Source organism: Arthrobacter sp. A2-55, assembly GCF_025548615.1.
GTDB lineage: Bacteria > Actinomycetota > Actinomycetes > Actinomycetales > Micrococcaceae > Specibacter > Specibacter silviterrae.
In genome coordinates, this window is sequence record NZ_JAJLOZ010000101.1 from 1 (window position 1) to 12,818 (window position 12,818).

The 12,818-nt window shown below is 66.9% G+C and carries 18 protein-coding genes; all 18 read left to right on the forward strand.

What is annotated here, in order from left to right; translation table 11 throughout:
- The coding region (locus tag LPN03_RS19410; RefSeq protein WP_262455560.1) for a response regulator transcription factor at positions 1–220 on the forward strand (220 nt) is incomplete at its 5' end.
- A gap of 55 nt (positions 221–275) precedes the next feature.
- On the forward strand, positions 276–1,166 hold the full coding sequence (locus LPN03_RS19415; RefSeq protein ID WP_262455561.1) for a VOC family protein: 891 nt from the start codon (positions 276–278) through the stop codon (positions 1,164–1,166).
- 44 nt (positions 1,167–1,210) lie between these two features.
- Positions 1,211–1,663: a hypothetical protein gene (locus LPN03_RS19420; protein WP_165181159.1), complete on the forward strand. Its 453-nt coding sequence runs from the start codon at positions 1,211–1,213 to the stop codon at positions 1,661–1,663.
- Between the two features lie 228 nt (positions 1,664–1,891).
- Positions 1,892–2,299 carry a 30S ribosomal protein S16 gene (gene rpsP / locus LPN03_RS19425; RefSeq protein WP_165181160.1) on the forward strand — a complete coding sequence of 136 codons (408 nt, stop codon included), beginning with the start codon at positions 1,892–1,894 and terminating at the stop codon, positions 2,297–2,299.
- A gap of 1 nt (position 2,300) precedes the next feature.
- Positions 2,301–2,543 carry an RNA-binding protein gene (locus tag LPN03_RS19430; RefSeq protein ID WP_165181161.1) on the forward strand — a complete coding sequence of 81 codons (243 nt, stop codon included), beginning with the start codon at positions 2,301–2,303 and terminating at the stop codon, positions 2,541–2,543.
- A 132-nt stretch (positions 2,544–2,675) separates the two neighbouring features.
- On the forward strand, positions 2,676–3,245 hold the full coding sequence (gene rimM, locus LPN03_RS19435) for a ribosome maturation factor RimM (RefSeq protein WP_262455563.1): 570 nt from the start codon (positions 2,676–2,678) through the stop codon (positions 3,243–3,245).
- On the forward strand, positions 3,245–4,033 hold the full coding sequence (gene trmD, locus LPN03_RS19440; RefSeq protein ID WP_262455564.1) for a tRNA (guanosine(37)-N1)-methyltransferase TrmD: 789 nt from the start codon (positions 3,245–3,247) through the stop codon (positions 4,031–4,033). The genes rimM and trmD overlap by 1 nt, the downstream gene beginning before the upstream one ends.
- Positions 4,034–4,249: 216 nt before the next feature.
- Complete coding sequence (rplS, locus tag LPN03_RS19445; RefSeq protein ID WP_165181164.1) at positions 4,250–4,609, forward strand: 50S ribosomal protein L19; 360 nt, start codon at positions 4,250–4,252, stop codon at positions 4,607–4,609.
- Positions 4,610–4,621: 12 nt separating this feature from the next.
- Positions 4,622–5,281, forward strand: a complete 660-nt coding sequence (gene lepB, locus LPN03_RS19450) for a signal peptidase I (protein ID WP_165181165.1) — start codon at positions 4,622–4,624, stop codon at positions 5,279–5,281.
- A gap of 47 nt (positions 5,282–5,328) precedes the next feature.
- Positions 5,329–6,186 (forward strand): signal peptidase I, encoded by an 858-nt coding sequence (gene lepB, locus LPN03_RS19455; protein WP_262455566.1) that lies wholly within the window; start codon positions 5,329–5,331, stop codon positions 6,184–6,186.
- Positions 6,186–6,854: a ribonuclease HII gene (locus LPN03_RS19460; protein WP_262455567.1), complete on the forward strand. Its 669-nt coding sequence runs from the start codon at positions 6,186–6,188 to the stop codon at positions 6,852–6,854. Before lepB (LPN03_RS19455) ends, LPN03_RS19460 begins: the two co-directional genes overlap by 1 nt.
- A gap of 61 nt (positions 6,855–6,915) precedes the next feature.
- Positions 6,916–7,248, forward strand: coding sequence for a DUF2469 domain-containing protein (locus LPN03_RS19465; RefSeq protein ID WP_110501570.1), 333 nt, complete (start codon positions 6,916–6,918; stop codon positions 7,246–7,248).
- Positions 7,249–7,417: 169 nt separating this feature from the next.
- Complete coding sequence (locus LPN03_RS19470) at positions 7,418–7,774, forward strand: YraN family protein (RefSeq protein WP_262455569.1); 357 nt, start codon at positions 7,418–7,420, stop codon at positions 7,772–7,774.
- Positions 7,775–9,328, forward strand: coding sequence for a YifB family Mg chelatase-like AAA ATPase (locus tag LPN03_RS19475; protein ID WP_262455570.1), 1,554 nt, complete (start codon positions 7,775–7,777; stop codon positions 9,326–9,328). It abuts the gene before it with no gap.
- A gap of 71 nt (positions 9,329–9,399) precedes the next feature.
- On the forward strand, positions 9,400–10,542 hold the full coding sequence (dprA, locus tag LPN03_RS19480; RefSeq protein ID WP_262455574.1) for a DNA-processing protein DprA: 1,143 nt from the start codon (positions 9,400–9,402) through the stop codon (positions 10,540–10,542).
- A 35-nt stretch (positions 10,543–10,577) separates the two neighbouring features.
- Positions 10,578–11,108, forward strand: coding sequence for a macro domain-containing protein (locus tag LPN03_RS19485; protein WP_262455571.1), 531 nt, complete (start codon positions 10,578–10,580; stop codon positions 11,106–11,108).
- Between the two features lie 80 nt (positions 11,109–11,188).
- A complete protein-coding gene (locus LPN03_RS19490; RefSeq protein ID WP_262455572.1) occupies positions 11,189–12,124 on the forward strand; it encodes a tyrosine recombinase XerC in 936 nt (311 codons plus the stop codon).
- A 225-nt stretch (positions 12,125–12,349) separates the two neighbouring features.
- On the forward strand, positions 12,350–12,818 hold a 469-nt coding region (locus LPN03_RS19495), incomplete at its 3' end, for a DUF3145 domain-containing protein (protein ID WP_262455573.1).

Below are 12,818 nucleotides of genomic sequence, written 5' to 3' on the forward strand. Positions count from 1 at the left end.
GACCGCGAGGGAACTCGAGGTGCTTTCGCTGCTGTGCCGGGGCATGAACAACAAGGACATAGCGGCCGCCCTGTTCATTGCCCCCAAAACGGCCCGGAACCATGTGGAGCACATCTATGAAAAGACCGGTTCGGCCAACCGGGTGTCGGCCACACTGTTTGCCCTGGACCACGGCCTGTGGGACAGGGAAGGCGGACTGCCGGCCCCAGGCAGGGAATAACTTGAAGCTTCAAGTAGTTTGCTAGACTATGACCACCACAAACCTTGGAGCAGCCATGACCACCCAGCACGACCTCCTCTCCGCCGACCTGCACATGGGCACCGTGATGCTCAAGGTGGGCGACATGCGCCTGATGGGCGACTACTACCAAAAGGCCCTCGGCCTGGACGTGGTTGCCGAAGCCGACGGCGGCCAGTACCTGGGCCGCGGCTCCGTGCCCCTGGTGCACCTGCAGCCGGCCGGTGGGCTGCACATTCCGGGCCGGGGCGAGGCCGGCTTGTTCCACACCGCCCTGCTTTTCCAGGACCAGGCCTCGCTGGCCGCCACCGTGGCCAGCGCCGCCCAGTATGACCCCCAACTGTTTGCCGGCAGCGCAGATCACCTGGTCTCCGAGGCGTTCTACTTCACCGACCCCGAAGGCAACGGAATTGAGCTTTACTGGGACCGTCCCCGCACTGAGTGGTCCTGGTCCAACGGTGCCGTGGAAATGGACTCCCTGGCCCTGCCCCCGCAGCGCTACCTCCAGCATCACCTGACTGAAGCGTCGGTGAGCGGGCAGCGGGACGCGGGCGCCGGCGTCGGCCATGTCCACCTCCAGGTAGGTGACGTGGCCACGGCGGAAAAGTTCTACGTGGACACCCTCGGCTTTGAAAAGACGGCCGGCTGGCACGGGCAGGCACTGTTTGTCTCCGCGGGCGGGTACCACCACCACATGGCCATGAACGTCTGGAACAGCCGCGGCGCCGGCCCCCGCAAGGACACGCTGGGCCTGGGCGAGGTGCTGATCACGGTCCCGGGGCAGGACGACGTCGGGGCGCTGGCAGAGCGCCTGGCCCGCCGTGGCGTCGCTATGGCCGACACCGGCGCCGAAATTGTCTTTGACGATCCTTGGCGGAACCGGATTCGCGTTAGTGTTGAGGCAGAAGCTGCCGCAGCACACCGCTGAGCGGCTCCGGCCCGGGCCGGACCAACCCACCGAAAGGCACCAGCTTGGCAAGCTACTCAGAATTCTTCATCGCGGACCACCACCAGGCCGTTGCCCGCGCCAAGGCCCGGGAAGCCGGAAAGTCGCCCGCCATTGACGTTCCCGTCCTGCCGACGCCGGGGCTCAGCGACTTTGAGATCGAAGTCCTGGGCGGGCTGGCCGTGAAAAAGGTGCATGCCACGGGAGTTGCTGCCGAACTGAGCCTGGTGGACATTGAACTGGACACCCTCTATGCCGTGCCGGATGCCCTGCTGGAAGTGTTTGCCGAGCTTGACAGCCTGGAGGACCAGGAGGACGTGTCCGAACTGGCTGCGGAGTGGGCGGCGGCGGAGGAAATGGAATCCACCCCGGAGGTCACCGAGCCGCTGGTGCGCGCCCTGGCAGCCATGTCCGTTGCAGCCGCCAAGGCGGCCGACGACAACGCGAAGATGGGCCTGTTCTTCTTTTCCGCCGAATAACCACTTCACAGACCCCTTCATGGGCCCCTTAGCGCCGGGCGATGACGGACAACACGCCGGGACGCGTCGCACGGGTGTCCAATTATCTGGCATAATGGACGGGTACTCGATCCGCGCGGCCCCTCTCTCCGGGCGATGATCCTGTCCTTAGAAATCCGCTGATCGGCCCGCCCCACGGGAGCGTGAAACGGAGTTCGCCCCTTTTTCGAACCAGGAGTAACCACAAACGTGGCCGTAAAGATTCGCCTTAAGCGCTTTGGCAAGATGCGCGCACCGTACTACCGCATCGTCGTCATGGACGCACGCGCCAAGCGTGATGGCCGTGCCATCGAAGAGATCGGCAAGTACCACCCCACCGAGCAGCCTTCCTTCATCGAAGTGAAGTCTGACCGTGCCCAGTACTGGCTCGGCGTCGGCGCACAGCCGACCGACCAGGTCGCCAAGATCCTGAAGATCACCGGTGACTGGCAGAAGTTCAAGGGCATCAAGGGCCAGGAAGGCACCTTGAAGACCAAGGAAGCCAAGGCTCCCTTTGTCGCCCCCGAGGCAACCAACCTGGTTGTCAAGGAAGCCATCACCAAGAAGGCTGCCAAGTCTGACGAAGCCGAGGCGCCCGAGAGCACCGAGGCCGAGTAAATTGTTGGCTGAAGCGCTGGAGCACCTTGTCCGCGGGATTGTTGACTCTCCCGACGACGTCAAGGTGGCTGTCAAGAACAACCGCCGCGGGGAATCCCTCGAGGTGCGCGTTCACCAGGACGACCTGGGCCGGGTAATCGGCCGCCAGGGCCGCACCGCCCGCGCGCTGCGCACCGTGGTTGCCGCACTGGCGCACGGCGAGCCTGTCCGCGTTGACGTTGTCGACACGGACCGCCGCCGCTAGCCTGCCGCACCAGGGAACCTTGCGCCCGCACTGGGTTGAGGGTTTTCAGCAACAAGCCAAGCCTTTTGGCCCCGGCACCATAATGGTGTCGGGGCCAAATTTTTTCCACCTACCAATTTCCCAGGAGTTCACATGCAGGTTCAAGTTGCCCGGATCGGCAAGCCACACGGCATCCGCGGCGAGGTGACGGTGCTGGTCCTCACGGACGCCCCCGATTCCCGCTTCGCCGCCGGCGCCCAATTCGCCGTCGAGCCGGCCAAGCTGGGCCCCCTGACAGTGGCCAGTTCCCGCTGGAACAAGGACATCCTGCTGCTCGGGTTTGAGGGCACCACGACCCGCAATGAGGCCGAACTGCTGCGCGGGGCCACCTTGTTCTTTGACTCTGATGACGACGGGGACGACGACGCCTGGTACGAACACGAATTGCTGGACCTTGAGGTCCGGGTTGGCACGGAGGTGGTGGGCAAGGTTGCCGGGCTGCGCACCCTCCCCGTGCAGGACCTGCTGATAGTTGAAGACAACGACGGCGACGAAGTCCTGGTTCCGTTCGTGGATGAAATTGTCCCTGAGGTCAACCTGGAGGACGGTTATGTGCGCCTGACCCCGCCGGACGGGCTGTTCAGCGTGAACAAGAACGTTGAGGGCAAGGCTTCCGAAAGCAAGGAAGCCGACGGCACGGGCACGGAAGGCGCCGGGCAATAATGCGTCTTGACGTTGTCAGCATCTTTCCGGAATACCTGGCGCCGCTGGAACTGAGCCTGATCGGCAAGGCCCGCACCGACGGCCTGCTGGACCTGCACGTCCACGGTCTGCGGGATTACACCTCGGACCGGCACCGCACGGTGGATGACACCCCTTATGGCGGCGGCGCCGGCATGGTCATGAAGGCCGAGCCCTGGGCCCAGGCACTGGGCGACATCGCGGCCCAGGCCCCCGCCCGGAAGCCCACCCTGATAGTTCCCTCGCCCGCGGGGGAGGTGTTCAACCAAAAGCTGGCGTATGAGCTGGCCGAGGAGGAGCACCTCGTGTTTGCCTGCGGCCGGTACGAAGGAATCGACGAACGCGTCCTGGAGTGGGCTGCCGAGCAGTTCACGGTGCGCCCGGTCAGCCTGGGCGACTACGTGCTCAACGGCGGCGAAGTGGCCGTGCTGGCCATGGTTGAGGCCATTGGCCGGCTCATCCCCGGGGTGGTGGGCAATCCCGAATCACTCATCGAGGAGTCCCACTCCGACGGCCTGCTGGAATACCCCGTCTACACCAAGCCGTCCAGCTGGCGTGGGCGGGACATTCCCGAGGTGCTGCTCAGCGGCAACCACGGCAAGATCGCCAAGTTCCGCCGCGAGCACCAGCTGCGCCGCACGGCGGCCCGGCGCCCCGACCTCATTGCGGCCCTGGACGTCTCCCACTTCAGCAAGACGGAACGGAACGTTCTCTGGGAACTGGGGTACGCCGTCGTCGACGGCAAGGCCGTGCCCCGCGACGCCGATTAGCGGCGCAGGGGCGGCGTGTGGAATAATCAAGCAGTGTGCCTGCTGGGCGCGTTCCTGCCACAGGGGGAGCGTTCGTCAACAGTTGCGGCACAGCCTGTGACCCGCCAATGGGTCTGTGGGCTACGAAACTTTTTACTTTCCCTGACTGGCTGCGTGCCGTCCATGGAAAGTGTGACACAAAGCAAGTGACCTGTGGCGTTTGCCTGGAGTTGTGAAATGCATATTCTCGATTCTGTCGACGCAGCCAGCCTGCGCAGCGACATCCCCGCCTTCCGCGCCGGTGACACCCTCAACGTTCACGTGAACATCATTGAAGGCTCCCGCGCACGTGTCCAGGTGTTCAAGGGCTTTGTCCTTGGCCGCCAGGGCGACGGCGTCCGCGAGACCTTCACGGTCCGCAAGGTCTCCTTCGGTGTCGGCGTGGAGCGTACCTTCCCGGTGCACTCCCCGGTCATCGATAAGATCGAGGTCGTCTCCAAGGGCGACGTTCGCCGCGCCAAGCTGTACTACATGCGCAAGCTGCGCGGCAAGGCTGCCAAGATCAAGGAAAAGCGCGACAACATCCCCGGCAAGTAAGGGATTCGCACTTTGATCCACACGAAACGCCGGTCCAGGAAACTGGGCTGGCGTTTTGTTGTTCTGGCCGTGGTGGTGCTGTTCCTGTTGACTGCAGTGGTGCGCAATGTGTGGGTGGATGTCTACTACATTCCCTCCGCATCCATGGAGCCCCTGCTGCTCCCGGGCGACCGCGTGCTGGTTTCACGGACCGACTATTCCACCACGCCCGTCAAGCGCGGCGACGTGGTGGTCTTTGACGGCACAGGCTCCTTCACCCCCTACGATTCCGGCAACGGGCCACTCCTGGACGCCGCCATTGGCGTGGGGCAGTGGCTGGGGTTTGTGCCCAACAACAACATCTACGTCAAGCGCGTCCTGGGCGTGGCCGGTGACACGGTCAAGTGCTGCTCGGCGGCGGGCGAGCTGGAAGTGAACGGCGTCCCCATTGCTGAGAATTACCTGTATCCCGGGGACAAGCCCAGCGAGTTTGCGTTTGATGTCACGGTGCCTCAGGGTACATTGTGGCTTATGGGCGACCACCGCAACGTATCCTTGGATTCGCGGTCACTGCTGGGTTCGCCCGGTGGCGGGTTGATCTCCACCGACAAGGTGATCGGCCGCCCGTGGGCCACGGTGTGGCCGCTGGGGCGGATCCACGCACTGGTGCGCGACGCCGTTCCTGCGAAGTGACCGACGCCCTCCCGACCCCCGGACTGAACTTTAAGGAAGCACCGCACATGCAGCAGAATGCGCCCGGCGATCCCGGCCCCGGCAACCCCGGCCAGGACGACGGCGGCCAGCCCGAGGGTGGCCAGCCCGAGGGTGCGTCGACGCCGGGCGCGGGGGTGCCCGAGGGTGAAACAACGGCCTTGGAACGCGTCAGCAACACCGTGTGGGCGTGGAGCAAGGAAATAGTCACCATCCTGGCCATTGCCATTGTGCTGTCCTTCCTGATCAAGACCTTCCTGTTTCGCGCGTTTTACATCCCGTCCGGGTCCATGGAGAATACGCTGGAAATCAACGACAGGATCTTTGTGAACCTGCTGGTGCCCCAGCCCTTTGCGCTCAAGCGCGGGGACGTGGTGGTGTTCAAGGACACGCAGGGTTGGCTGGCCAATGTGCCCAAGAGCACCGGGCCGTTTGCCTGGGTCGGGGATATTGCCACGTTCATCGGCCTGGCGCCCGACAGCTCGCAGCAGCACCTCGTCAAGCGCGTCATTGGACTGCCGGGGGACAGGGTCAAGTGCTGTGATGCCGATGGCAAAATGACCATCAACGGCAAGGCCATCACCGAGCCCTACCTCTTCCCGGGGGCCTCGCCGTCGGACACCACCTTTGATGTCACCGTCCCCGCCGGGCACCTCTGGGTCATGGGCGACCACCGCAACGACTCCGAGGACTCCCGCGCCCACCAGGCTGCGAACGGCACCGGCTTTGTGCCCATTGCCGACGTCGAAGGGCGGGCAGTGGTCATTGCCTGGCCGCTGGACCGCCTGGGCATCCTGGGCAACTACCCCAACGTTTTCGCGGACGTCCCCTCGCCCGCCAGCGCCGCCAGCCAGGGATCGCCGTCGGCCATCCCCACCGGACAGTAATGGCCTCCGCGGCCCCCACCCTTGAGTGGGAACGTGAGCTGGCCGGCCAGGGATGGACGCTGGTGGCCGGCTGCGACGAGGTGGGCCGCGGCGCACTGGCCGGGCCAGTGAGCGTCGGCCTGGTGGTTATCGAGGCTGCCAAGGCCCAGGAGCTGCCGGGGGTGAAGGACAGCAAGCTGCTGCGCGAGCCGGTGCGCGAGGCGCTGGTGCCGGCCATCCGGGAGTGGGCTCCGGCCTGTGCCGTGGGGCACGCAGCCGCGTCCGAAATTGACGGGCTTGGCCTCGTGGCGGCGCTGCGCCTGGCCGGCACGCGCGCGCTGGCCCAGGTGGCCGCCGAGCTGCTCCCGGACTTTGTCATCCTGGACGGCAACCAGGACTGGCTGTCCGTGCCGGTGCAGGCGGACTTGTTTTCCACGGGTGCGGCTACAGGTGCCGGCGCCCCGATGGCCGTGCGGACGCGCATCAAGGCCGACATGACGTGCCTGTCGGTGGCTGCAGCCAGCGTCCTGGCGAAGGTGGAGCGTGATTCGATGATGGTGGGGCTTTCCCGGGACTTCCCGCAGTTTGGCTGGGACGCCAACAAGGGGTACGCCACCGCGGCCCATCGCTCCGCCATTGCGCTGCACGGCCCCACGGAGCTGCACCGGCGGACGTGGCGGCTGGTCTAGATTTTGGCAGCTGGCGCCCGCCGGGTTCGTGGGCACCGCCCATGTGATGGATGATGGAACCATGAGCGCTGAGGATTTGGAAAACTACGAGACCGACATGGAGCTCCAGCTCTACCGGGAGTACCGGGATGTCGTCAACCTTTTTAGCTATGTGGTGGAAACCGAGCGCCGGTTCTACCTGGCCAACCACGTGGACCTGCAGGCACGCTCCGCCGACGGCGAGGTGTACTTTGACCTGACACTCCAGGACGCGTGGGTGTGGGACGTCTACCGCACGGCCCGCTTTGTCAAAAACGTCCGGGTCATCACCTTCAAGGATGTCAACGTTGAGGAACTGATCAAGACGGACGACCTGCAGATCCCCAAGGACGGCCAGCTGGGCCCCCTCGGGTAGCTCCAGGCACCCGGGGAGGACGACGGCGGAACTCAGCTTCCGCCGTCGTCCTCCTTTTTTGCGGGCATGCCCCCTCCACAGGCGGTCCCGGCATCTCGGCCATCCACAAATTGCGCCGTCGCGCCCCATCGTGCGTGTTTGTTCGCCACGCTGGGAAGTGGAGGTAGCAATGAATGCAAAGGATGAACTGGGACGCGCGGGCGAACGGCTGGCAGCGGACTACCTGGAGGACACGGGGCTGCGCGTCATTGACAGCAACTGGCGCTGTCCGTCAGGGGAGATCGACCTGGTGGCCCTGGATGGCACGGAGCTGGTCATCGTGGAGGTCAAGACCCGCCGGTCGCTGCGGTACGGCGATCCGCTGGAGGCCCTGACTGCAGCCAAGGTGCGGCGGCTGCGCACCCTGGCCGTTAGCTGGGCCCGCGAACACCGGCACGTGATCGGGTCCCTGCGCATCGACGCCGTCGGGATCGTCATGGACGGCCGCGGCACGCCACGCATCGACCACCTCAAGGATGTGGAGTAGGTGGGCATGGGGCGGGCCCTCGCCGTGGCCCTGGTCGGACTGAACGGTCATGTCGTGGAGGTCGAGGCGGACATCGGCCAAACGCTCCCGGCCTTTGTCCTGCTCGGCCTGCCCGACGCCTCACTCAACGAGGCCCGGGAAAGGATCCGTTCGGCGGCACAAAATACCGGCATTCCGCTCTCCCGGCGCAAAATTACGGTAAACCTGATCCCGGCGTCGCTGCCCAAAAAGGGTTCCGGCTTCGACCTGGCCATCGTCATGGCCGCCCTGGATGCGGCGGGGGACGTGCGCCGGACGGGCGGCACCGTGTTCCTGGCCGAACTGGGCCTGGACGGCAGGCTGCGGCCCGTGCGCGGGGTCCTGCCGGCCGTGCTCGCGGCACACAGGGCCGGCTGCAGGGAATTTGTTGTGGCGGAGGCGAACCTTGCCGAGGCGCGCCTGGTGGCCGGCGCCAAAGTGCGCGGGTACGCCTCCCTGGCCCAGGTCGCAGCGGACTTCGAAGCCGATCCCCAGCACCTGGTGTTTGTGCAGGAAAACGTGGCCCCCGCACTGGACGGCGGGGAAGCCCAGGAGGGCGGCCCGGACCTGCGGGCCGCCGTGGACCTGTCCGAGGTGGCCGGCCAGTCCGAAGCCCGGATGGCCCTGGAAATCGCGGCCGCGGGCGGCCACCACCTGATGATGGTGGGCCCGCCGGGATCGGGAAAGACCATGCTGGCCGAACGCCTCCCCGGGTTGCTTCCCGAGCTCGACGACAGGGAAGCCATCGAAGTGACAGCCATCCACTCCCTCGACAGCGGCGGCCCGGGCATAGCTGCGCTGGTCAGGCGCCCGCCGTATGAGCGGCCGCACCATTCGGCCAGCATGGCGGCCATCATTGGCGGCGGCAGCGGCATTCCCCGGCCCGGTGCGGCGTCACGGGCCCACCAGGGCATCCTGTTTCTTGACGAGGCACCCGAATTCGACAAACGGGTCCTGGACGCCCTGAGGCAGCCGCTGGAGAGCGGGGAGCTGGTGCTGCACCGTTCCGCCGGCACGGCGGCCTACCCGGCACGCTTTCAGCTGGTCCTGGCCGCGAACCCCTGCCCTTGCGGGAAGGCGACGGGCAAGGGCATCGCCTGTGAGTGCACGGCCATGGCCCGCCGCCGCTACTTTGGCAGGCTTTCCGGCCCGCTGCTGGACCGGGTCGACATCCAGCTGCAGGTGCACCGAGTCCAGCTGTCCCAGCTGTCCGACGACGCGCCACGGGAGTCCACGGCCCAAGTGGCCGCCCGGGTGGCCGCCGCCCGGGACGTGCAGCGGGAAAGGCTCCGGCCATTTGGACTCCTCCACAATGCCGAGCTCACCGGAAGGATCCTGCGCGGCCCGCTTCGCCTGGCATCCAAGGACACCCAGTTCCTGGACCGGGCCATGGGGGCGGGCACCCTGACGGCGCGCGGCTACGACCGTGTCCTGCGCCTGGCCTGGACCGTGGCGGATCTGTCCGGGCGCACACAACCAAACGCTGACGACGTCGGCCTGGCGCTGACCCTGAGACAACGAGGAGAAGGATTGTGAACCATGAAAAGGAGCCTGCAACCGCCGTGGCCGGCGGCGTGCGGCTGGCACGGGCGGCGCTGACGCGGCTCATGGAGCCATCCGATCTTGCCGGAATGGCGTTGATCGCCGCGGCCGGCCCGGAGGAGGCACTTGCGTTCATCCGCGGCGGGGCGCCCTCCAGCCCCGTGCTGGAGGCGGAGATGACGGCACTGCTGTCGGAAGCGGGGACGGCACGCTGGCCGGGCCTCGCGGACGCCCTGGGACGGTGGCGCCCCCGGCTGCCCAGCCTGGCCCCCGAACGGGACATGGGCGTGATGGAGCGGCTCGGCGGAGGCCTGCTGATCCCCGAGGATCCGCAATGGCCCCCGGCCTTGGACGACCTCCAGCTCAACGCACCCATTGCCTTGTGGATGCGCGGGCAGCTGCCCCGCATCCCGGAGCAACGCCGGTGCATTGCCCTCGTCGGCTCGCGGGACAGCACAAGTTACGGCGCCAATGTCACGGGCGAGCTAGCCTCCTCCCTGGTGCAGCGCGGCTTTACCGTTGTCAGCGGCGGTGCCTACGGGATTGACGCCAACGCCCACCGGGGTGCACTGGCCGCCGCAGCAGGGGGTGGCGCGTCGCCCTCCACCCTGGCGGTCATGGCGGGCGGCCTGGACAGGTTCTACCCACCGGGCAATGAGGGGCTGCTGCGGGCCATTGCCGGGCAAGGAGCCCTGGTGGCCGAGGTTCCGCCGGGCACGAATCCCACCAGATACAGGTTCCTGCAACGCAACAGGCTCATCGCCGCGCTCTGCGAGGTGACAGTGGTGGTGGAGGCCCGCTGGCGGTCCGGAGCCCTGAACACTGCCCACCACGCCGAAGGGCTCAGCCGCAGCGTCGGTGCCGTCCCGGGATCGGTGTATTCGGCCAATTCGGCCGGCTGCCACCGGCTCCTGCGGGAAGGGGCTGCCGTCTGCGTGACGGATGCCGCCGAGATAGCCGAGCTGGCGGGATCGGCGGGGAACAACCTGGCATCAGAACCGGACGCCGCAACGGCCCTGCATGACGGCCTGGGGGTGGAGGACCTGCTTCTCCTGGATGCCCTCCCCTTGCGTTCGGCAACGTCCGCCGAGAAGCTCAGCGTCGTGGCCGGATTGGGAATGGCCACTGTGCTGGCCGGTCTCGGCCGGCTGGAACTCATGGGCCTTGCCCGGCGCGCCACCAACGGCTGGCAGCGCGGTGCCGACTGAACAGCAGCCGGGAAGGGGTTGTTAGTGTATTGCGCATGGACATCAGCATTGTGCAGGCGGACATCACCACCCTGGACGTGGACGCAATCGTCAATGCGGCCAATTCCAGCCTGCTGGGCGGCGGCGGCGTGGACGGGGCCATCCACGCGGCGGCCGGTCCGCAGCTGCTGGTCGAATGCCGGGAACTGCGCAGGACCCGGTATCCGGACGGCCTGCCGGCGGGGGAGGCCGCCGCCACCGGGGCAGGGCGGCTGCGGGCCAAATGGGTCATCCACACTGTAGGGCCGAACAGGTTCGCCGGAGAGGTGGACCGTGACGTGCTGGCCCGGTGCTTTGCCAATTCTGCCTTGCTCGCCGGCCGGCTCGGCGCACGGACAGTGGCGTTTCCGGCCATTGGCGGGGGCGTATATGGCTGGTCGCCCCAGGAAGTGGGTCAGGCAGCGCGGGACGGATTGGACGATGTCAGGTTGCAGGGCGTCCGGGATTCCCTGCAACTGCCCCCGGCCGTTATTCTGGTGGCGTTTTCGAGCCGGCTGGAGCAGGCGTTCCGGGAAGCATTTGACTGATCGACTGTTTTCTTGGGGGTGTTTCCTTGAAGTCGGCGGGGCAGCTTGCCCAGCCGGGACTATCAGCGGACAGTGGTGGTGTGGACCTAGAAGAACGCGCCCAGTTGCCGTCCGGGCTCTCCCATGCCGCGGACGGCTTTGCGCGGTACCTGTCCGCTGAAAGGGGCCGGTCGGAACACACTGTCCGGGCGTACCGGGGCGACATTGGCGCCCTGATGCTTCACGCCGTCGCCGAGGGAGTCACGTCGCTGGACCAGCTGGACCTTGCCTTGTTGCGCCGGTGGCTCGGCGACCAGAGCACCGCTGGATTGTCACGCTCCACGCTGGCCCGGCGGGCGGCCACTGTCCGCAGCTTCACGGCGTGGGCCGTCCGTGAGGAACTGCTTGAGCTGGATCCGGCCCTGCGCCTCAAGGCGCCCAAGCGTGACCATGCCCTGCCTGCCGTGCTGCAGCAGCAGCAAATAGGCCGGCTCATGGAGGGCCTGGAAACATCCGCCGCCGACGGGTCGCCTGCCGCCCTCCGCGACTTCGCCATGGTCGAACTGCTCTACGCCACGGGTGTCAGGGTGGGGGAGCTGGCGGGCGCGGACGTGGACGACCTGTCCGCCGAGCGCCGCATGCTGCGGGTGCTCGGCAAGGGCAGCAAGGAGCGGGTGGTGCCCTATGGCATCCCTGCGGCCCGGGCCGTGGGTGCCTGGCTGGCTTCGGGCCGCCCGGCCCTGGCCACGGACGCCAGCGGCCCGGCCCTCTTCCTGGGCGCGCGCGGAGGCCGGATTGACCAGCGCACCGTGCGCCGCGTCGTCGAACAGGCGCTGGGGCGCCTGGGCGACACCTCCGCAAGCGGGCCGCACACGCTGCGGCACTCAGCCGCCACGCATCTGCTCGACGGCGGCGCCGACCTGCGCGCCGTCCAGGAAATTCTCGGCCACAGTTCCCTCGCCACCACCCAGCTGTACACCCATGTCTCCGTGGACAGGCTCCGCGACGGCTACAAACAGGCCCACCCGAGGGCGTGACTCCCTTCGGCCGCTGGCTGCGGCGCTGCGGTGGCGCAACCGGGCAGGCTGGGGCACAATGGGAGGGAGGCCACGCCCCGCTTGGGAAATCAGGCGGTGCGGCCATCGTTTGTTATACACTTCGTCTCAGGCAATAGGGGAGGGCTGCAGCAGCTCCGCGCAACACAGGGTTTCATCCGTTAGAAGGTCGTTGGGGAAGACGCACCTACTGCAATGGAGGATGGAATGACTGTCAATTTGACGCGCGGTGTCTTGTTCGTGCACTCGGCTCCGGCTGTCATGTGCCCGCACATTGAGTCGTCCATCGCCGGCGTGATGGACCAGCGCACGGGATTGCAGTGGACTGCTCAGCCCGCTGCACCCAATGTGCTGCGCACGGAGTACGTGTGGCACGGCCCCGCCGGCACTGGCGCGCGCCTTGCGTCCGCCCTACGCGGCTGGGCCAATGTCCGCTACGAGGTCACCGAGGAGCCCAGCGCGGGAGTGGACGGATCCCGCTGGTCGCACACCCCGGAACTGGGCATCTTCCATGCCGTCACCGACGTCCACGGCAACATCATGGTCTCCGAAGACCGCATCCGCTACGCCTACGAGGCCGGCAAGGGCGTGCCCTCCGCCGTCTACCAGGAACTCTCGCTGGCCCTTGGTGAAGCCTGGGACGAGGAACTCGAGCCGTTCCGCCACGCTGCGGCAG

Coding starts and splice junctions, on each gene's coding strand:
- trmD (WP_262455564.1), top strand. CDS start 3,245: ATGCGTCTTGACGTTGTCAGCATCTTTCCGGAATACCTGGCGCCGCTG.
- dprA (WP_262455574.1), top strand. CDS start 9,400: ATGGAGCCATCCGATCTTGCCGGAATGGCGTTGATCGCCGCGGCCGGC.
- rimM (WP_262455563.1), top strand. CDS start 2,676: ATGCAGGTTCAAGTTGCCCGGATCGGCAAGCCACACGGCATCCGCGGC.
- LPN03_RS19460 (WP_262455567.1), top strand. CDS start 6,186: ATGGCCTCCGCGGCCCCCACCCTTGAGTGGGAACGTGAGCTGGCCGGC.
- LPN03_RS19465 (WP_110501570.1), top strand. CDS start 6,916: ATGAGCGCTGAGGATTTGGAAAACTACGAGACCGACATGGAGCTCCAG.
- LPN03_RS19485 (WP_262455571.1), top strand. CDS start 10,578: ATGGACATCAGCATTGTGCAGGCGGACATCACCACCCTGGACGTGGAC.
- rplS (WP_165181164.1), top strand. CDS start 4,250: ATGCATATTCTCGATTCTGTCGACGCAGCCAGCCTGCGCAGCGACATC.
- LPN03_RS19470 (WP_262455569.1), top strand. CDS start 7,418: ATGAATGCAAAGGATGAACTGGGACGCGCGGGCGAACGGCTGGCAGCG.
- lepB (WP_262455566.1), top strand. CDS start 5,329: ATGCAGCAGAATGCGCCCGGCGATCCCGGCCCCGGCAACCCCGGCCAG.
- LPN03_RS19415 (WP_262455561.1), top strand. CDS start 276: ATGACCACCCAGCACGACCTCCTCTCCGCCGACCTGCACATGGGCACC.